We start from the raw sequence: 19661 nt of genomic DNA, 5'->3' as shown, positions 1-19661 counted from the left end.
CATCAGGGGAGATCAGGAATGCCGTGGGGGGCGGGTGGGGTCACCGGGGCGTGGGGGACCGGCGGGCCGGGGTCCGCGGGCATGCGGTCGGCCAGGAAGCCGTACGCACGCCGCAGTTCGGTGTTCTTGGAACTTCCGGTGTTCTGGACCGACCGCCACCACTCGTGGACGCCGTACCAGCCGGGCGCGGCGAGAGCCCCGCCGTGCCGTTGTACGGACAGTCCGGCGGCCAGCACCGCGAAGCGCAGCCGCTCTTCGAGGGGCCAGCCGCCGAGGGAGGCCGCGACGAAACTCGCGCCGAAGACGTCTCCGGCACCCGTCGCGTCCAGGACCTCGGTGGCGAGGGCGGGTACGTCGGCGTACTCGCCCGTCATCTGGTCGACGGCGATCGCGCCGTCACCGCCGCGCGTGACCACGGCCACCGGCACCAGCTCGGAGAGCTTGGAGAGCGCGTCGGCCGCGGTGTCGGTGCGGGTGTACGCCATCGCCTCGGTGTCGTTCGGGACGAAGGCGTGGCACAGGGCGAGCTGGTCGAGGAGGGCCGAGGACCACTGCTGGGTGGGATCCCAGCCGACGTCCGCGTAGATCTTCGTACCGTTCGCCGCCGCCTTGGCGAGCCACTCGCGGGGTTCGGCCTCGATGTGCACGAGGGCCGTGCGCGCGGCGGGCGGGTCACCCATCAACGCGTCCTGCGAGTACGGGGGTTCCTGGCCGTGGGTGACCAGGGCGCGGTCGTGTCCGTACGCGATCGAGACGGTGACCGGGGTGTGCCAGCCGTCCGCGGTACGGGAGAGCGAGAGGTCGATGTGCTCCTGCTCCGCGAGGACCTCACGGCAGTGGGCGCCGTAGTAGTCGTCGCCGAACACCGTGGCCAGAGACGTCCTCAGGCCGTAGCGGGCCGCGGCCACGGCCAGGTTCGCGATCCCGCCGGGGCTCGTGCCCATCCCGTCGGTCCAGATCTCCTCGCCGGGGGTCGGCGGCTTGCCCAGACCGGTCAGGACGAGGTCGTAGAAGAGCAGCCCGGTCAGCAGCACATCGGGCCGCGCGTCGGGCCGTTCGTCACCCACGAGCGCATCCTCTCGTCAAAACTCTTCACTTTCGATGCACGGGATCGTGTTTCGGTGGACAGGATCGTGCGCGCCTCCGGCTGATTTGGCAAGAGTCGAGCAGAACTGAGCATAGAAATGATTGCGAATGACGAGTACTGTTCAGCGCGTGCTGGCAGAGCGACGACATCAACTCATCCTGCGGGCCCTGCGCAACGGGGGCCCCGCAGCCGTCACCGACCTCTCGGAGCAGCTGGGTGTGAGCCCCGCCACAGTCCGGCGTGACCTGCTCAAACTGGAGGAGGAGGGGCTGCTCACCCGCGTGCACGGCGGGGCGGTCGCCGAGGAGGGCGACCAGCCCTTCGCCGAGGTCGCCGAGGTGCGCGTGGCCGAGAAGGACGCCATAGCCGAACGCGCCGCCGCGATGGTCGAGGACGGCCAGTCGGTCCTGCTCGACATCGGCACCACCGCCTACCGGCTGGCCCGGCAGCTGCACGGCCGCCGGATCACCGTGATCACCAGCAACCTCGTGGTCTACGAGGAGCTGGTGGACGACGAGGGCATCGAACTGGTGCTGCTCGGCGGCATGGTCCGCCGCGAGTACCGCTCACTGGTCGGCTTCCTCACCGAGGACAACCTGCGTCAGCTGCACGCGGACTGGCTCTTCCTCGGCACCAGTGGAGTGCGGCCCGGCGGGCAGGTGATGGACACGACGGTCGTCGAGGTGCCGGTCAAGCGGGCCATGATCAAGGCGGCCGACCGGGTCGTCCTGCTCGCCGACCGCGCCAAGTTCCCGGGCACGGGCATGGCCAAGGTCTGCGGGCCCGAGGAACTGGACGTGGTGGTGACCAACGGACCGGCGGACGCCGGGACGCGGTCGGCCCTGGAGGAGGCGGGCGTGCGCGTGGTGCTGACGTGAGCGGCGTGCGCGCCGGTTCGCGGACATCGAGGAACTCATGGACCTCGACGAACATCGAAAGGGCAGTTGCGTGAAGCTGACGATTCTGGGCGGCGGCGGGTTCCGGGTGCCGCTCGTGTACGGGGCGCTCCTCGGGGACCGCGGCGAGGGCCGCGTCACCGACGTCGTGCTGCACGACCTGGACGCGGGACGGCTCTCCGCCGTCGCCCGCGTCCTCGCCGAGCAGGCGGCGGGCGTCCCCGACGCACCCGCCGTGACCGCCACCACCGACCTCGACGAAGCGCTGCGCGGCGCCGACTTCATCTTCTCCGCGATCCGCGTCGGTGGCCTCGAAGGTCGTGCCGCGGACGAGCGGGTCGCCCTCGACCAGGGCGTCCTCGGCCAGGAGACGGTCGGCGCCGGCGGCATCGCGTACGGACTGCGCACGGTGCCCGTCGCCGTGGACATCGCACAGCGTGTGGCCCGGCTCGCGCCCGACGCCTGGCTCATCAACTTCACCAACCCGGCGGGCCTGGTCACCGAGGCCATGTCCCGGCACCTCGGCGACCGCGTGATCGGCATCTGCGACTCACCGGTCGGCCTCGGCCGCCGTATCGCCCGGGTGCTCGGCGCCAACCCGCGCGAGGCCTGGATCGACTACGTCGGCCTCAACCACCTCGGCTGGGTCCGCGGCCTGCACGTCGCCGGACGCGACGAACTCCCGCGGCTGCTCGCCGACCCGGACCTCCTCGGCTCCTTCGAGGAGGGCAAGCTCTTCGGCACCGAGTGGCTCCAGTCGCTCGGCGCGATCCCGAACGAGTACCTGCACTACTACTACTTCAACCGGGAAGCGGTCCGCGCCTACAGCGAGGCCGAGAAGACCCGCGGCGCGTTCCTCCGCGACCAGCAGGAGCACTTCTACGAGGAGATGAAGCGCCCGGACGCCGCCGCGCTCACCGCCTGGGACCGTACGCGCGCCGAGCGCGAGGCCACGTACATGTCGGAGAACCGGGAGACGGCCGGCGCCGGCGAGCGTGACGCCGACGACCTCTCCGGCGGCTACGAGAAGGTGGCGCTCGCCCTGATGCGGGCCATCGCCCGCGACGAGCGCACCACGCTGATCCTCAACGTCCGGAACCAAGGCACCCTCTCGGTGCTCGACACGGACGCCGTCATCGAGGTGCCCTGCCTCGTCGACGCCAACGGCGCCCACCCCGTCGCCGTCGCCCCGCTCCCGGACCACGCGACAGGCCTGGTCTGCGCGGTGAAGGCGGTGGAGCGAGAGGTGCTCGCCGCCGCCGAGTCGCGCTCCCGCACGACGGCCGTGAAGGCCTTCGCCCTGCACCCGCTCGTCGACTCCGTGAATGTCGCCCGCAGGCTGGTCGACGGATACACCGGAGCCCATCCTGGGTTGGCGTACCTTGAGTAAGCGCTTTCCCCGCTACCTGGAGACTTGAGATGCACGACGAACGCCGCCGGATCGAAGAGCGCGTCCAGCGCGTCCACGACCAGCGCATCAAGACCGCGATCTACGCCGCCTCCGTACCCTTCGAGGTCGAGGCCTGGCAGGCTCCGGGCGAGCCCGTCCCCTTCGAGGAGGCCGCGGCCTCCTCGTACGAGCCCTTCGCGATGGACACCCCCTGGGGACCGCCCTGGGGCACCACCTGGTTCCGGATGCGCGGGCAGGTGCCCGCCGAGTGGGCCGGCAAGCGCGTCGAGGCCGTCATCGACCTCGGCTTCATCGGCGACTGGCCGGGCAACCAGGCCGAGGCGCTCGTCCACCTCACGGACGGCACCCCGCTGAAGGCGGTCAACCCGCTCAACCAGTACGTGGCGATCGCCAACCCCGCCGTCGGCGGCGAGCGGATCGACTACCTGGTCGAGGCGGCCTCCAACCCGGACATCCTCGCCGACAACTTCTCCAAGATCACGCCCATGGGCGACAAGCTCACCGCGGGCGACAAGCCGATCTACACCTTCCAGCGCGCCGACATCGCGGTCCTCGACGAGGAGGTCTGGCACCTCGACCTCGACGTCCAGGTGCTGCGTGAACTGATGCTGGAACTGGGCGAGCACGACCCGCGCCGGCACGAGATCATGCACACCCTGGACCGGGCCCTGGACCTGCTGGACCTCGACGACGTCTCCGGCACGGCGGCGGACGTACGGGCCGCGCTCAAGCCCGCGCTGTCCAAGCCCGCCAACGCCAGCGCCCACATCGTCTCCGGCGTCGGCCACGCGCACATCGACTCCGCCTGGCTCTGGCCGATCCGCGAGACCAAGCGCAAGACGTCCCGCACCTTCTCGAACGTCACCTCGCTCGCCGACGAGTACGACGACTTCATCTTCGCCTGCTCGCAGGCCCAGCAGTACGAGTGGGTGCGCGACAACTACCCGAAGGTCTGGGCCCGCATCCAGGAGTCCGTCAAGAAGGGCCAGTGGGCGCCGGTCGGCGGCATGTGGGTCGAGGCCGACGGCAACCTGCCCGGCGGCGAGGCCGTCGCCCGCCAGCTCATCCACGGCAAGCGGTTCTTCATCGAGCACTTCGGCGTCGAGACCAAGGGCGTGTGGCTGCCCGACTCCTTCGGCTACACCGCGGCCTACCCGCAGCTCGCCAAGCTGGCGGGCAACGAGTGGTTCCTCACCCAGAAGATCTCCTGGAACCAGACCAACAAGTTCCCGCACCACACCTTCTGGTGGGAGGGCATCGACGGCACGCGGATCTTCACGCACTTCCCGCCCGTCGACACCTACAACGCGCGCTTCAGCGGCGAGGAGATGGCCCGCGCCACCCGCAACTACCAGGAGAAGGGCGCCGCCACCCGCTCGCTGGCCCCCTTCGGCTGGGGCGACGGCGGCGGCGGCCCCACCCGCGAGATCATGGAACGGGCGCGCCGGCTGGCGGACCTGGAGGGTTCGCCGAAGGTCGTCGTCGAGCACCCGGACGACTTCTTCGCCAAGGCCCGCGAGGAGTACCCGGACGCCCCGGTCTGGGTCGGCGAGCTCTACCTGGAACTGCACCGCGCCACCTACACCTCGCAGGCCCGCACCAAGCAGGGCAACCGCAGGAGCGAACACAAGCTCCGCGAGGCCGAGCTGTGGGCCACGACGGCCGCGCTGCACGCTCCCGGCTACGCCTACCCGCACGAGAAGCTCGACCGGCTCTGGAAGACGGTCCTGCTCCACCAGTTCCACGACATCCTGCCCGGGTCCTCCATCGCCTGGGTGCACCGCGAGGCGGAGGCCGAGTACGCGCGCGTCGCGGTCGAGGTCGAGGAGCTGACCGCCGAGGCGGTCACCGCACTCGGCACGGGCGGCACCCGCGTCTTCAACACCAGCCCGGTCGAGCGCCGGGAGGTCGTACGGACCGCCGACGGCACCCTCGCCCACACCGTCGTCCCCGCGAACGGCAGCGCACCCCTCGGCACCGGCGACGCACCCGAGCCGGTGACAGTCGCCGGCCGCGTCCTCGACAACGGACTGGTCCGCGTCGAGGTCGCCGAGGACGGCACCCTGGCCTCCGTACGCGATCTGCGCGCCGGCGGCCGAGAGGTCCTCGCCGACACGGGCAACCTGCTCCGGCTGCACACGGACCTCCCGAACTACTGGGACGCGTGGGACGTCGACAAGCACTACAAGAACCGCTACACGGACCTGCTGGACGCGGAGTCGCTGACCGTGGTCGAGGAGGACCCGCTGCTGGGCGCGATCCGCGTGGAGCGCTCCTTCGGCAAGGGCTCGCGCATCACCCAGACGATCAGCCTCCGTGCGGGCAGCCCCCGTATCGACTTCGAGACGGACATCGACTGGCACGAGGCCGAGAAGTTCCTCAAGGCGGGCTTCCCGGTGGACGTCCGGGCGGCGCACTCGTCCGCCGAGATCGCGTTCGGCCACATCCAGCGGCCCACGCACACCAACACCAGCTGGGAGTCGGCCCGCTTCGAGGTCTCCGGCCACCGCTGGGTCCACATCGGCGAACCGGGCTACGGCGTCGCGGTCATCAACGACTCCACCTACGGCCACGACGTCACCCGCACGGTCCGCGAGGACGGCGGCACGACCACCACGGTCCACCTCAGCCTGGTCCGCGCCCCGCGCATCCCGGACCCGGAGGCCGACCAGGGCAAGCACCGCTTCACCTACGCGCTGCTGCCGGGCGCGACCATCGAGGACGCCGTCGCCGAGGGCTACTCGCTCAACCTCCCCCTGCGGGTGGCGGACTCGGCGGGCACCCCCGAACCGGTCGTGTCCGTGGACGGCGGGGGCGTGACCATCGAGTCGGTCAAGCTCGCCGACGACGCCTCGGGCGATGTCGTCGTACGCGTCTACGAGTCCCTCGGCGGCCGGGCGCAGGGCACCCTGCGCACGAGCTTCCCGCTCGCCGGCGCCCAGCTCACCGATCTCCTGGAACGCCCGCTGACCAGCGCGGACACGGACGGCGACAGTGTGTCCGTCACACTGCGGCCCTTCGAGATCCAGACGCTGCGACTGGCCGTGGAGAACAAGTGACCACGCTTCCCATGAAGAATTAAGGAAGCGGTAAGACGCCTGGTCACGGCGGGTCCATCGCCCGCCGTGACCAGTGCCTGTTCCCTGCACGACACCTGGAGTTCGCCCGTCGCCCCTCTGATGTGGGGCAGTGCGAGAGAAAGGTGTCACCGTGCGAGACCCGCGAATGTCCGCGATCGGCAAGGGGCTGAGGCGCAGGGGAAGGCTGATGGCCCAGGCGGTGAGCCCGCCGCGCCGGAACCTCGACGCCATGCCCACGCCCAGGACCGACGGGGACTCGTACACCGCTCCGCGCGCCCCGCGGCTGGTGGACTCGCCGGTCTTCGTCCTCTCCTCCGTGCGCTCGGGCTCGACCCTGCTGAGGGTCCTGCTGAACAGCCACAGCAGGATCCGCGCCCCGCACGAGATGCATCTGCGCACCCTGCACATCAACCTGTCGCGCGACTTCACCGCCGACGCCATGAAGGCGCTCGAACTCGACAAGGACGAGCTGGAGCATGTGCTCTGGGACCGGGTGCTGCACCTGGAACTCGCCCGCAGTGGCAAGCAGATCATCGTCGACAAGACCCCGCCGAACACCCTCATGTGGCCGCGCCTGCACCGATGTTGGCCCAAAGCCCGCTACATCGTGCTGCTCCGCCACCCGGGTGCGGTCGTCGCCTCGCTCACCGACCGCCGCACCGACCCGGACCACGAACAGATCCGCGCCGAGGTCCTCGACTACAGCGAGAAACTGGACGAGGCCCGCCGCACCCTCGACGCCCATGTGATGACGTACGAGGACCTCACCGCCCACCCGGAGCGGACCACCCGCGGGCTGTGCGAGTACCTCGGTGTCCCCTGGGAGAGCGCGATGCTCGACTACGGCGAGAAGGACCACGGCGACTTCCGCCCGCAGCTCGGCGACTGGAGCCCCACGATCAGGTCGGGCCGCATCCAGCAGGCCCGCCCGGCCGACCCGACGGCCCAACTGCCGCCGCGCCTGGCCGAGTTGGCAAAGGAGTGGGGGTACCCGGTCGACTGACCGGGCACCCCCTTGAGAGGTGCCCTGGGGCCCTGGGGGGGACTTCTCGGGCCCCATGCGCGGCCGTCAGCCGGTGAAGCCTGCTGTGACTGGGGAACGGGAGTTCTTGGGTCGAATGGGTGACCTTTGCGGGTGGTGCTCGTTGAGTGCCGTGACGGGATCTTCGGCTGGTGGGGGTGAACGGGTGGGCAAGCTGCGGGAGTTGGCGGCGCCGTTCGTGGTGCCCGGTCCGGCCGGAGTGGCTGTCCGGGTCCGGCTGCGGGTGAGCGAGTCGGATGCGGGGGTGCTGGCGGAGGTCGGTGACTTTCTCGGCTCGCTGGCGGCCGGTGATCTCGCGGAGCGCTCTCAGCAGGGTCTGGAGCACAATGCGGCTTCTTGGGCGGTGCGCAAGCGAGGGCTGACGGGGAGGTCGTCGGCGCGTTGGGCGGGCAGTATCACCAAGGCCACCCACGATCAGTGGGCGCTGGCCCGGCGCGGACAGGTGACGCAGATGAGCTGGCTGCGGGGGCAGATCGCGTCGGTCGAGGCGCGGCTGGCCCGACCGCTGGGCGCCAAGGCCGACAAACGGGCAGGGCTGGTGCGCGGCTATGCCTCGCGGGGTGAGTGGCATGCCAAGGCGCGCCGTCTGCAGACCTTGAAGGACCGGCTGGCGGTGGTGGAGGCAGCCTGGACGGCGGGCCGGGTGCGGGTGGTGCGCGGCGGCAAACACCTCGCCCGCACCCGCCACAACCTGGGGGCAGCGGGGCTGAGTGAGCAGGCGTGGCGGGAATGCTGGCGGACGGAGCGGATGTTTCTGGCGGCCGACGGGGAGTCCGGCAAACGGTTCGGCAACGAAACCATCCGCGTCACCGATACCGGACAGGTCTCGATCAAGCTCCCGGCCGCGCTTGTCCACCTGGCCAACGCCCCGCACGGCCGGTACGTCCTGGACGTGACCGTACGATTCCAGCATCGCGGCCAGGAGTGGCGCGACCGGATCACCGCGAACCGCGCGGTGGCCTACCGCATCAACCACGACACGGCCCGCAGCCGCTGGTATGTGACGGCTTCCTGGCAGCGCGCCGTCACCCCCACCCTGCCGCTCGAAGCGGCCCTGGCTCACGGGGTGGTGGGGGTGGACATGAACGACGACCACCTGGCGGCCTGGCAACTGGACGTGCACGGCAACCCGGTTGGCGAGCCGCAGCGCTTCTTCTACGACCTGACCGGTAGCACGGAGCACCGGGACGCGCAGTTGCGTCACGCGCTGAGTCGGCTGCTGCACCACACCCGAGACTGCGGCGCTGCCGCGATCGCCATCGAGGACCTTGACTTCACCGACGGTACAAGCCGGGAGAAGTACGGCCGCAACAAACGCTTCCGCCGCCGGCTCTCTCGCTTCCCCACCGCGAAACTCAAGGCCCGGCTGGTGTCGATGGCTGCGGAACAGGACATCACCATCGTCGCGGTCGACCCCGCCTACACCAGCAAGTGGGGTGCCCGGCACTGGCAGCGACCGCTGACCACACCAACTCGCAAGATTTCCCGACACGATGCGGCGAGCATCGCGATCGGGCGACGCGCCCTCGGACACCCGATCAGACGACGGACGGCACCGCCCCACGACGACCGGAGTGATCGTCGCGGGCATCGGACCGTCCAGGCCCGACCGGAGATCCGGCTGCGTGAGGAAACCCGCCCCCACCTACCCGGACCACGCACCAGATGCGTGTCACCGGTGGTGGAGCGAAAGCGGGGGACCAGCCTGCCCAACACCGTTCGGGGCAGCGCCACCGAGCAGCAGTCCTGGCAACAGGACTCACTAACGCTCAGTGTTCAGGAACGGTACGGGAGTTGGCACGTCCACCGAGTTGGTATGGGCCAGTCAGACGGTCAGGGGACTGTCTGAAGTCTGGGCGGCCTGGGTCGTCTGAGCTGACTGGGGCGCCGGAGCCACCTGTGCGGTCTGCGTTGTCTGGGTGCTCACGACGGACTCGGGCGCCGACGCGGCGACGTCCAACTCCGCGCGCTGCTGCGGCAGCGACACGGGCCGTACCGCACGCGGTCCCGCGACGACCGTGTAGTCCTGCCCGAGGAACGGCGGGACCACGTCGCCTGGCTCCTCGCCGAGCGCCAACCGCACTGCCGCCCAAGGGGCGTTGATGCCGCACTGCGAGAGCTGGTGCAGACCGCCCGCCGGGCGCGTGTTCACATCCATGAGGACCGGCTCGTCACCGAGCATCCGGAACTGAATGTTCGTCAGATAGTGCAGCCCGAACGACTCCGCGAGCAGCCGGGACGGCTCGATCCACTGAGGGTCGAGCGTGAAGCCGCGCCGCCGGCCGTTCTTGGTCCGGCCCACTGCCATCCGTACCCGCCCGTCCGGACCGGTCAGGCAGTCCACGGACACCTCCGGCTGCTCCAGACGCGGCATGACCAGCCAGTCCACGGGCTCGTCGGCCTGCCTCAGCGCCTCGACGACCATGTCCAGCGGCACGTACGGGCTGGGGAAGCCGTTGAGGTGCATCAGGGAGAAGGGGGTCCGCGTGATGATGCGGAAACCGACGCCGCCCGCCCCGGAGGCCGGCTTGAAGCACGCCTTGTGGCCGTCGGCCTCCAGCGCGTCGACCGCCACGATCAGCTCGTCCGCGGTCCGCACCCGCCACCACGGCGGTGCCGGAATGCCGAGCTTCTCGACCGCCTCGTACGCGATCACCTTGTCCTGGAAGGTGTGCACGGCCTCCGCGGGCGGCGCCAGCAGCGCCGTACCGACCGCGGCGAACTCCTCGCGGTGCTCGACGAGGGTCGCCTGGTGCAGGACAGGCACGAACACGTCGATGGAGTGCCGGGCGCACTGGTCGAGCGCGTACTCGACGTACGCCGCCGGGGACAGCCCCTCCGGCTCCAGCGCGGCCGCGTCGGCGGCGGCGAGGATGGGGGAGTCGGCGTCGCCGTGGGTCGCGTGGATCTCGACGGCCCTGCCGCACGGATTTCGCCGTAGCTGATCCATGAAGAACACGTTCTCCGCGTACGTGCGGTTGAGCCAGACGCGTACGCGAGAGACCATGCAGGCCGCCTTTCAGGGTTCACGGGCACGGCGAAGCAGGCCGCGCCCGGCCAAGGAGTAAATGGGTACACAAAACCGCCGTTCGAAAACGGGAGTCCGTGGCGGTTGTGTAGGGCCGATCATAGGGCCTGCGCAGCGTGCTCGCTGCTACGTGCGTGTTACAGAATCCCCGGACGGGCCCGCCGGTGCTCCTGAGGCACGTCAGGCCCCCTGGACCCCGCTCCCCTTGAAGGACTCCAGGCCCTCCTTGATCTCCGCGAGCACGTCCGCCGCCTCGGCCCCGTCGATCACACGGTGGTCGAAGGTCAGGCTCAGCGGCAGCACCGGAGCGACGACGACCCTCCCGTCACGGACCGCCGGGCGGTCGGCGGTCGCGCCGAGCCCGAGCGTGATCGTGGTCCCGCCGACGGAGTGGAACGCCTCCACGGGACGGTGGCCGAGCGAGCTCACCGCGAACGTGCCCGTCGTCGAGGCCCGCCTGCGCAGGGGACGGGTCGCGGCACGGTAGGCGAGGGTGCGCAGCGGCCCGGGCAGCCGCTGGAGCGCGCGGACGCCGGCGAACTCCGGCATCGTCGCGGGGTCGCCCTCGCGGAAGTGGTCGACGCGCTCCTGGATCTCGTCGAGAGCGGCCCGTTCCAGGTCCGGCAGCACGGCGGACAGCACCACCCGGCGGCCGACCAGTGTGCGGTCGAGCGTGAACTTGCCGTGCACGCCGTCGTAGCGCGCGACCCTGGATCGGCCCCGTAGCGCGGCGTTCGCCTCGGGGTGCGCGGCCAGCACCCGCGCGGCCACCTGGAGCACGTACGTGACCGTGGAGATCCGGCGCCCCGACGCCTGCCCGGCGCGGTGCTCCCGTACGTTGCCCATGTCGACCGACGTACCGAGGAACACCGGCGCGAAGCCCCGGATGCCGTCGAGGAAGGCCAGGGTGTGGCGGCGCTCGCGGGCCACCGCTGAGATCCTCACGAGGCCACCGCCAGCGCGTAGATCTCCTCCAGGCTGCCGGCCTCCAGGGCCTCCACGAGGGGGAGCGCACGGCCGGTCGTACGCTCCAGGAGCGCGAGGAGCGAGAGCAGGTGCACCGAGTCCCAGCCGGGCACCCGGTCGAGCCCCGCGCCGACGTCCGCGCCGGTCACCGGCAGGCCCAGGTCGTCCCGGAGGAGGATGAGGAAGTCGTCGATGGAGTTCACGAGCCGTCGTCTCCCGGGATCTCGGTGAAGTGGACATGCGCGGGCGGCACGGGCAGGACCTCGAGGCCGTGCTCGTACGTCACGGTCGTGCCGTCATCGGTGACGGGGGCGAAGCCGTTCCTCGGGTAGAAGTCCTTGACCTTGGTGTTCTTCGGTGTGGCCCGGTGGTTCGCGCGCACCGCACGGGCGCCGTGTGCGCGGGCGTGTCGCAGCACGGCGCAGAGCGCGGTCTGCTCGATGCCTCGGGAGAACACCCGGCAGCTGAGCAGGAAGTTGTCGATGTGGACGGTGTCGCCGCGCCGGTGCGTGAACACCGCGCCGACGACGCCGTTGTCCCCGAAGCGGTCGGCGGCGCGGACGGCGAGGACGCGCGCCGCCGGATCGTCGAGGAGGGCGCGCACCTCGGCGGGCCCGAGCCGTAGGGTCGTCTGGTTGAACTGGTTGGTGCGCAGGGCCAGTTGGGAGAGCCGGGCCACCTCGGCGGGTCCGGCCTCGACGAGCTGGACCTCGACCCGCAGCTGCCGCAGGTACTCCTCAAGGGAGTCGAAGCTGTCGAGGAAGTCCTTGCGGACCAGCTCGTCGCGGTACTGGGCGACCCGTGTGACGTCCTCGCGGGTCAGCTCCGGGGCGTCGAACCAGCCGTCGCGCAGCAACGCCTCGATGTGCAGGGCAGGTTCGCCGCTCACGGGTACGACGGCGACACCGGGCAGCTCGTGGCGGACGAGCCCGCACTCGTAGGGGCTGTCGTCCACGAACACGAAGCTGTCCACGCCCAGGTTGAGGGCCTCGGCGAGCTCGGTGAGGTTGTCGTGCTTGGGCCGCCAGTTGGCGACGACCCGGACGAAGTCGTCCTCGCGCAGGAACATGCCGGGATGCCCGCGCAGCACCTCTCCGACCGGTTCGGGGTCGTTCTTGCTGACGGCGGCCAGCAGCACGCCCTGCGAGGCGAGTTGTCCGACGACCCGCTGGAACGCGTGGTGGGCCCCGCCGCGGTGCGTGCCGTCGGCGCCGATCTCGATGCCGTCCGGGCCGTCCTCGCCGAGGATCCCGCCCCACAGCGTCCCGTCCAGATCCAGGACGAGGGCCTTCTTGCCCTGTCCGGCCCGGTGCCGGGCCAGATGCCCGATCTCACGGGCGTACGCGGCGAGCAGGGCGGGGGAGAGGTGCGTCCTGGTGTACTGGCTCAGCCGCGGCTCCACGACGGGCACGCCCTCGCCGGCCGGCGGGTCCAGGTCGAGGACGACGACCCGATCGTGCTCCTCGGCCAGCCGCAGCAGCCGCGCGTTGGCCTCCCGCCACACCACCCCGAGCCGCGCCCGCGACCGGTGATCGACGAGCTGCGCGGCGAACCGCCTCGGCAACGGCAGGGTGTTGAGGACGAGCGTCCCGCGCGCGGACTCCACGAACCGCGCGACCAGCCCCGCCAGCGTCCCGATCCGCTCCCGCGCGACCCGCTCCACGTCCTCGGGCCCCCAGGGCACGGGAACCTCGTCGAAGACCACCATCGGATCGAGTACACAGAGGGCCAGATCGGCCCGGTACAGCTCGCCGCACGGGTCGGCCAGGTCGAAGACGTACGCGTCGAAGTCCCCGAGACGCGGCCGCAACAGCAGCCCGTGGCGGGCCAGTTCGACGGTCAGGGGCGGCAACAGCGGTGCCAGCGTGCCGTGCCCGGTGACGGCTACGGTCACGACCGGCACGGCCGGGTGCTCCGCCGCCACCTCGCCCGGATCGAGCCGCGCCAACAGCTGCCCGGCCCGGGCGAGTTCGGCGTCCGAGGCCCCGGCGAGCAACTGCCGAACACCGGGATACTCACGAACGAGCCGCCCCTCACGATGCAGCTCGACCAGCGTGGCGGGCCCGCTCTCCACCAGACGCTCGGAGCCGGATGCGCCTGTCATAGCTCTCCTCGGGCTGGGCGCCCCGCAAGGGGCGCGGGGAAAGGCGCGAGCAGCCACGATGGACCCGCACCCAGAAAACCGGCCGTGGCCATATCGTCGGCGAGGCGGCTAAAGCCGCTCTTGTACCGTGGAGGCGGCATGTGTTCTTGTGGTCCCATCCGGGCACGCCGAGGGGCGTCTCCGGTCCACGGAGGGGGCGAGGGTGACGACGGCTGACCGTCCGGGCCGGCTGCTGGCCATCAGCGACCTGCACATCGGATACGCCGAGAACCGCGCCCTCGTCGAGGGGATGCGCCCCGAGACCGAGGACGACTGGCTGCTGGTGGCCGGCGACGTCGCGGAGACGGTGGCCGACATCCGCTGGGCCCTCGAAACGCTCGCCTCCCGCTTCCGCAAGGTGATCTGGGCACCCGGCAACCACGAGCTGTGGACCCACCCCAAGGACACCGTCACCCTGCGCGGCGTGGCCCGCTACGAACACCTCGTGGAGGTCTGCCGCGAGCTGGGAGTGACGACCCCGGAGGATCCGTACCCCGTGTGGGAGGGTCCCGGCGGACCGGTCGCCGTCGCACCGCTCTTCCTCCTGTACGACTACTCGTTCCTGCCCGCGGGCTGCGCGACCAAGAAAGAGGGGCTCGAGTACGCCCACGGGACCGGTGTCGTCTGCACGGACGAGCACTTCCTGCACCCCGACCCGTACCCGAGCCGTGAGGACTGGTGCCGGGCCCGGGTGACCGAGACCGAGCGCAGGCTCGCGGAGATCCCCGCCGACCTGCCGACGGTTCTGGTCAACCACTACCCGCTGGACCGCCACCCGACGGAGATCCTCTGGTATCCGGAGTTCGCCATGTGGTGCGGCACCCGGCTCACCGCGGACTGGCACCGCACGTACCGCGTCGCGGCCATGGTCTACGGGCACCTGCACATTCCCCGCACCACCTGGCTCGACGGCGTCCGCTTCGAAGAGGTGTCGGTGGGTTACCCCCGCGAGTGGCGCCAGCGCTCGGAACCGCCGGGCAAGCTGCGCCGCATTCTGCCGATGGAGGTCGGATCCGGTGATCGAGGAGCTGCTCCCGGAGTCGGTCGTGGCCGTGGAGGCTCACGGTGACGAGCGGCCCGGCGGCACGACGCCGTACCCCGAGCTCTATCCCGAGGAACAGGCGCTGATCACGCGCGCCGTCGAGAAACGGCGCCGCGAGTTCACCGTCGTGCGCGGCTGCGCCCGGCACGCCATGGAGAAGCTCGGCGTGCCCCCGCAGGCCGTGCTGCCCGGGGAGCGGGGAGCCCCGCAGTGGCCCGCCGGACTGATCGGCAGCATGACGCACTGCGAGGGCTACGCCGCCGCGGCGCTGGCCCGCGCCGGCGACCTGGCCTCGCTCGGCATCGACGCGGAGCCTCATCTGCCGCTCCCGGACAACGTGCTGGCGTCCGTGGCGCTGCCCGACGAGGACCGGCGGCTGCGCGGCCTGGCCGCGCAGCACCCCGGCGTCCACTGGGACCGGCTCCTGTTCAGCGCCAAGGAGTCGGTCTACAAGGCGTGGTTCCCCCTCACCGGGAAGTGGCTCGACTTCGCCGAGGCGGACATCGAGGTCTTCATGGATCCCGGACACACCACGTCAGGTGGCCTCCGCGCCCGGCTCCTCGTGCCCGGGCCGGTGGTCGACGGCCAACGGATCGGACACTTCGACGGGCGCTGGACGGTACGCCGGGGACTCGTGGCGACCTCGGTGACCGTGCCGCACGCCCACGGCTGAGCGGTGCCGCACGCCAAGGGCTGAGCGCGCCCGTCCGGCTCGTCCCTTGTCCGCCGAAGGGCTGACGGCGGCTCATCAGACCTCCGGGCACCAGGTGTGCAGCAGGCGGAAGAACGCCTCCTCGTTGCCCGTGAGCCCCGCCGCGGCCAGCGCGCGCTCCGCGTCCGCGAGGGCGGCGGGCGGCACGACGGGTGGTCGGCCCGTGCCGGGAGGGCCGTCCATGGCGGCCCGGACCGTCTGCAACAGGCGCAGATAGGCCTGCACGGCGGTGCGTTCGTGATCGGTCAGTACGGCGGTCGGCATCGGACGGCTCTCCCCGGTTCGGCTCGGCTGCAGCGCTTGTGGCGGTTCACTCGCCCCCGCACAGCGGTGGCGCTGGGTCCAGCTTGCCGTCCGCCACTGACAATGCCCTTTCGGTACGCGTCGGTTCGCCCGGTTAGCGGAGGGGAAACATCACGGAAATCCCTTGTCGGACAAGGGTCCTACGCTGGAAGTCAGGGCCTGGAGCCGTACTCCCGGCGGCCCGGTGAGGGGAGGCGAGCCCGTGGTCGACGTCCCGCGACAGCACCCGAGGACCACCGCGCGGCTGCGCCCGGTGGGCGACGGAGAGCTGCGGCTGCACCACCGGGTGGTGCACGGTTACCGCCGTGCCTACCGGATGGCGGGCGAGGGCCCGGCGCTCGTCCTGATCCACGGCATCGGCGACTCCTCGGCGACCTGGGCCGAGCTCATCCCCGATCTCGCCCGCAACCACACGGTGATCGCGCCCGATCTGCTCGGCCACGGCGCCTCGGACAAGCCCCGGGCCGACTACTCGGTGGCCGCGTACGCCAATGGGCTGCGCGATCTGCTCTCCACCCTCGGCATCGAGCAGGCCACGCTGATCGGGCACTCGCTGGGCGGCGGCGTCGCGATGCAGTTCGCATACCAGTTCCCCGAGCGCACCGAGCGGCTGATCCTGGTCAGTGCCGGCGGCGTGGGCCGCGAGGTGAATCCCGTGCTGCGGGCGGTCTCGCTGCCCGGCGCCGACCTGGCCCTGGCCGCGCTGCGGCTGCCGGGGATGCGGATCCAAGTGGGGCTGGTCGCGCATCTGATGAGGCTCCTCGACACCGACCTGGGCCAGGACGCGCCCGAGTTGCTGACGCTCGTGGACGCCCTGCCCGACGCGACCTCCCGCAGCGCGTTCATCCGTACGCTGCGGGCGGTGGTCGACTGGCGCGGCCAGGTCGTGACGATGCTCGACCGCTGCTACCTCACCCAGGGCATGCCGACGATGCTGATGTGGGGCGACCGCGACAGCGTGGTCCCGGTCCGGCACGCGTACGGGGCGCACGAGGCGATGCCCGGCAGCCGCCTGGAGATCTTCGAGGGCGCCGGGCACTTCCCCTTCCACACCGACCCGGCCCGCTTCCTCTCCCTCGTCGAGGAGTTCACCGGCACCACCAGCCCCGCCGACTGGAGCCGCGAACACTGGAGCGACCTCCTGCGCGCCGGCCGCCCGGGCACCGCCGCGGGCCGGCCGGACACCGCCCGCAGCCGGGCGGTGGAGCGGGATCTGAGGGAGGCGAGCGAACGCAGCGCGACGTGACCGCCGCGCAGGCCCGCACCTTTGGGGGCGTCGTCAGCCCTCCCGTGCCCCCGACGGCTCCGGCGCGCCCAGAACCGTGTCCCGCTCCTTGTCCGACAGCGGCGGATCGGCCAGCGGCGCCCGGCGGGGGCCCCGGAGCACCGCGATGACGACGGCCGGCTTGACCAGCGCGCTGAGGGGCTTGGACAGCGTCACCACGTCGAAGAACGCCTGGGTGACCAGGGGGCGGGCGGTCGCCGTGAGCATCAGGCGGTCGATGTAGCGGCCCAGGAGCTTGTCCGTGAAGCCCGGCTGTTCGCCGATCGCGCCGGGGTAGAGGATGTCGGTGCCGGTGGCCAGGTCCCAGGCGGTGGCGACCGGCCGGGCCACGGCACGCTGTACGCGGCGGGCGAGCCCGGGCGTGGCGATCCCGTACTCGGACACGTGCTCCCGCAGCGCCACGGCACCCTGCGCGGCCACCGAGAGCCCGTGCCCGTACACCGGGTTGTAGGTGGCGACCGAGTCACCTATCGCGACGAAGCCGTCGGGCCAGTCGGAGACCTTCTCGAACAGATGGCGGCGGTTCACGGTGCTGCGGGTGACGACGACGTCCGACAGCGGCTCCGCATTGGCGATGAGCTCACCCACGATCGGGTGCCTGACCTCGCGGGCGAACGTCTCGAACTCCTCGGCGGAGCCGGTGGGCTGACCGCCCCGCGTGCCCGAAAGGGTCACCAGCCAGCGGCCGCCCTCGATCGGCACGATGGTCGTCGTCCGCCCGGGCACGGGCTGCCGCGCGTCCGACTGCACGTTCACCAGGGGGTAGTCCTCGGTGCCCTCGGGCGCCCGGAAGATCCGGCTGGCGTACGCGAGCCCGGAGTCGACCTCCTCCATCGGAGCCGGGGGCACGCCCAGCTCGTCGAGCCATTTGATGGCCCGCGAACCGCGCCCGGCGGCGTCCACGACCAGATCGGCCGCCAGGACGCTCTCCTCGCCCTCCTTCGTACGGACCCGCACACCGGTCACGCGCCGCGCGTCGCCCTCCAGACCGAGCAGCTCGGTGCGCGGCCGCACGGTGACGCGGGCGTTGCGGGCGACCCGCTCCCGTACCACCCAGTCGAGGAGGTCACGGCTGCAGGCGATCATGAACTGCATCTCGGGCCACCGGCGGAACCAGCCGCGCGGCTGCATGGAGACAAGACCCGTCGGCAGCGAGATGCGCCGGGCACCGGCGGCGAGCCACCCGTCGGTCACACCGGGCAGCAGCTCCTCCATCGCGCGGGCACCGCCGGACCACACGACGTGGACGTGACGTGCCTGGGGGAGCCCCTTGCGCGGCTCGGGTCCGTCCGGCAGCGCATCGCGCTCGACGACGGTGACGTCCGCGTACGCGCTCAGCGCGGCGGCGGCCAGCATGCCGGCCATTCCACCGCCGATCACGACGGCACGTCTGGGGGCCGTTCCCGGCGCGGGGCTAGCTGGTTCGCTCATGGAAGTCGCTCTCTGACCTGGTCGCGTACTGCCCTCGGGCAGCCGCGACGACGGGGGACTGACGCAGCGCGATGGACATCCGCACGAGGTCGCGCGGTCCCTCGGTGGACATGGACGGAGAGGCGGCGGCGGGCGAGCCGGCGGAGCGCGGGGCGTCGGCCGCCTCCGCCGAGTCGATGACCCTGCCGTCCGGGTCGGCGGCCCGCGCCCGCACGGCCGCCGTCACCATCGCCGCGTCGGCCTCGGCCTGTGCCTGGGCGGGCTCGGAGCCCGCCGAGAGGGCCGCGTCGTAGGCGCTCGCGCGCACCGCGGTGTCGAAGTAGGGATACAGGCTGAGCATGCCGTCGTGGATGTCCGACTCCCGCTGGGTGACCTGGAGTTCGGCCGGGGACCACCAGGACATCCGTACGCCGTGGGCCGCGTGCGGCGAGACCGGCTTCAGCTCGCGCCACAGCGGGCCGAGACGGCGGTACGTCGACCAGGTGGACCAGGTGTCGCCGACCCGCTGGCAGGCCAGCGGGAAACAGAAGCCGATCGCGCTGATCTGCACCCCGGCGGAGGCGAGTACGGGCGCCGCGTCGGAGCTGAGGTAGTCGAGGTTCGCGCCGTTCCAACGGGCGATCACCGCGGTGAACTTGGTGGTCAGATAGGCGATGTTGAACAGATAGCCGGCCACGATGATCAGCAGGCCGGCCCGCAGCCACCCCTGCACCTTGAGCGCCCAGCGCCCGCACATGACGCTCATCGCGACACCCGAGACGGTCAGCGCCACGAGATAGAGCACGATCATCTCGCGGACGAACGGCTCGTTGGCGTAGTACGTGTCGAAGTCCACCAGCCGCTCCACCGGAGCGTCGCCGAGGACGAACAGCACGACCAGCGCCACGATCACGACGCTGTAGCCGATGATCCAGCTGCGCGACACCCGACGGGTCGACTCCGGCGGCCCGCCACGCCAGTTGACGATCAGCACCAGACAGGCGGCGCTGAACGCGCTCAACAGGCAGTAGACCAGCGGCGCCGAGACGTTCGTGATCCCGATGACGTCGTTGACCTCGCCGATGGTCGGCGGGGCCGCGAAGAAGAACACCAGCCCGGCCAGCGCCATCAGCGTGCACACGGAGCGCAGCAGCGGATCGCGCCAGGACCGCGACAGCGCGGGCGCCTTGACCAGGAGGGCGGCCGCCATGGCGACGGCGGGAATGTAGTAGCTGGACCCGTCCACGGTGTGCCGG

General features: G+C 71.3%; 16 protein-coding genes. 8 read left to right on the top strand and 8 right to left on the bottom strand.

All coding sequences use genetic code 11. The features are described 5' to 3' along the window. Positions 1 to 2: 2 nt before the first annotated feature. Positions 3 to 1067, bottom strand: coding sequence for a carbohydrate kinase family protein (locus JEQ17_RS09275; protein ID WP_200394779.1), 1065 nt, complete (start codon positions 1065 to 1067; stop codon positions 3 to 5). 148 nt (positions 1068 to 1215) lie between these two features. Between JEQ17_RS09275 and JEQ17_RS09270 the strand changes: the two genes are divergently transcribed. The 5 genes from JEQ17_RS09270 to JEQ17_RS09250 all read left to right on the top strand — a co-directional run bounded on the left by JEQ17_RS09270 (position 1216) and on the right by JEQ17_RS09250 (position 9365). Further along, positions 1216 to 1965 (top strand): DeoR/GlpR family DNA-binding transcription regulator, encoded by a 750-nt coding sequence (locus JEQ17_RS09270; RefSeq protein ID WP_200394778.1) that lies wholly within the window; start codon positions 1216 to 1218, stop codon positions 1963 to 1965. A 70-nt stretch (positions 1966 to 2035) separates the two neighbouring features. After that, positions 2036 to 3373: a 6-phospho-beta-glucosidase gene (locus JEQ17_RS09265; RefSeq protein WP_200394777.1), complete on the top strand. Its 1338-nt coding sequence runs from the start codon at positions 2036 to 2038 to the stop codon at positions 3371 to 3373. Positions 3374 to 3402: 29 nt separating this feature from the next. Further along, on the top strand, positions 3403 to 6453 hold the full coding sequence (locus JEQ17_RS09260) for an alpha-mannosidase (protein WP_200394776.1): 3051 nt from the start codon (positions 3403 to 3405) through the stop codon (positions 6451 to 6453). A 151-nt stretch (positions 6454 to 6604) separates the two neighbouring features. Next, positions 6605 to 7477 (top strand): sulfotransferase family protein, encoded by an 873-nt coding sequence (locus JEQ17_RS09255; RefSeq protein ID WP_234048127.1) that lies wholly within the window; start codon positions 6605 to 6607, stop codon positions 7475 to 7477. 184 nt (positions 7478 to 7661) lie between these two features. Then, positions 7662 to 9365, top strand: a complete 1704-nt coding sequence (locus tag JEQ17_RS09250) for a transposase (protein ID WP_234048126.1) — start codon at positions 7662 to 7664, stop codon at positions 9363 to 9365. Here JEQ17_RS09250 and JEQ17_RS09245 read toward each other — a convergent pair. The 4 genes from JEQ17_RS09245 to JEQ17_RS09235 form a co-directional block, all read right to left on the bottom strand. Then, positions 9342 to 10523, bottom strand: a complete 1182-nt coding sequence (locus tag JEQ17_RS09245) for an ATP-grasp domain-containing protein (RefSeq protein WP_200394775.1) — start codon at positions 10521 to 10523, stop codon at positions 9342 to 9344. The genes JEQ17_RS09250 and JEQ17_RS09245 overlap by 24 nt on opposite strands. A gap of 201 nt (positions 10524 to 10724) precedes the next feature. Next, positions 10725 to 11489 (bottom strand): 2-oxo acid dehydrogenase subunit E2, encoded by a 765-nt coding sequence (locus tag JEQ17_RS09240; protein ID WP_234048125.1) that lies wholly within the window; start codon positions 11487 to 11489, stop codon positions 10725 to 10727. Continuing rightward, positions 11486 to 11713, bottom strand: a complete 228-nt coding sequence (locus JEQ17_RS49935) for an acyl carrier protein (RefSeq protein WP_234048124.1) — start codon at positions 11711 to 11713, stop codon at positions 11486 to 11488. Before JEQ17_RS49935 ends, JEQ17_RS09240 begins: the two co-directional genes overlap by 4 nt. Beyond that, a complete protein-coding gene (locus tag JEQ17_RS09235; RefSeq protein WP_200394773.1) occupies positions 11710 to 13614 on the bottom strand; it encodes an HAD-IIIC family phosphatase in 1905 nt (634 codons plus the stop codon). Before JEQ17_RS09235 ends, JEQ17_RS49935 begins: the two co-directional genes overlap by 4 nt. A 202-nt stretch (positions 13615 to 13816) precedes the next feature. Between JEQ17_RS09235 and JEQ17_RS09230 the strand changes: the two genes are divergently transcribed. Together JEQ17_RS09230 and JEQ17_RS09225 are read left to right on the top strand one after the other, a co-directional pair. Then, the gene (locus JEQ17_RS09230; RefSeq protein ID WP_200394772.1) at positions 13817 to 14722 is read left to right on the top strand and encodes a metallophosphoesterase family protein; all 906 of its coding nucleotides are present in this window, start codon (positions 13817 to 13819) and stop codon (positions 14720 to 14722) included. Then, on the top strand, positions 14670 to 15368 hold the full coding sequence (locus JEQ17_RS09225) for a 4'-phosphopantetheinyl transferase family protein (protein WP_200394771.1): 699 nt from the start codon (positions 14670 to 14672) through the stop codon (positions 15366 to 15368). The genes JEQ17_RS09230 and JEQ17_RS09225 overlap by 53 nt, the downstream gene beginning before the upstream one ends. Before the next feature lie 75 nt (positions 15369 to 15443). Here the strand turns inward: JEQ17_RS09225 and JEQ17_RS09220 are convergent, their stop codons facing one another. Next, a complete protein-coding gene (locus JEQ17_RS09220) occupies positions 15444 to 15671 on the bottom strand; it encodes a hypothetical protein (protein ID WP_200394770.1) in 228 nt (75 codons plus the stop codon). A gap of 241 nt (positions 15672 to 15912) precedes the next feature. On the opposite strand from JEQ17_RS09220, the gene JEQ17_RS09215 reads away from it, so the two are divergent. Beyond that, positions 15913 to 16956, top strand: a complete 1044-nt coding sequence (locus JEQ17_RS09215; protein ID WP_200394769.1) for an alpha/beta fold hydrolase — start codon at positions 15913 to 15915, stop codon at positions 16954 to 16956. 33 nt (positions 16957 to 16989) lie between these two features. Here the strand turns inward: JEQ17_RS09215 and JEQ17_RS09210 are convergent, their stop codons facing one another. Then, positions 16990 to 18426: an NAD(P)/FAD-dependent oxidoreductase gene (locus tag JEQ17_RS09210; protein WP_200394768.1), complete on the bottom strand. Its 1437-nt coding sequence runs from the start codon at positions 18424 to 18426 to the stop codon at positions 16990 to 16992. Next, the gene (locus JEQ17_RS09205) at positions 18410 to 19651 is read right to left on the bottom strand and encodes an MAB_1171c family putative transporter (RefSeq protein WP_200394767.1); all 1242 of its coding nucleotides are present in this window, start codon (positions 19649 to 19651) and stop codon (positions 18410 to 18412) included. Before JEQ17_RS09205 ends, JEQ17_RS09210 begins: the two co-directional genes overlap by 17 nt. Positions 19652 to 19661: the final 10 nt, after the last annotated feature.

It is taken from the genome of Streptomyces liliifuscus (assembly GCF_016598615.1).
Classification (GTDB): domain Bacteria; phylum Actinomycetota; class Actinomycetes; order Streptomycetales; family Streptomycetaceae; genus Streptomyces; species Streptomyces liliifuscus.
Note: the sequence above shows the minus strand (reverse complement) of the source record. Positions and strands in the feature narration are given on the sequence as shown.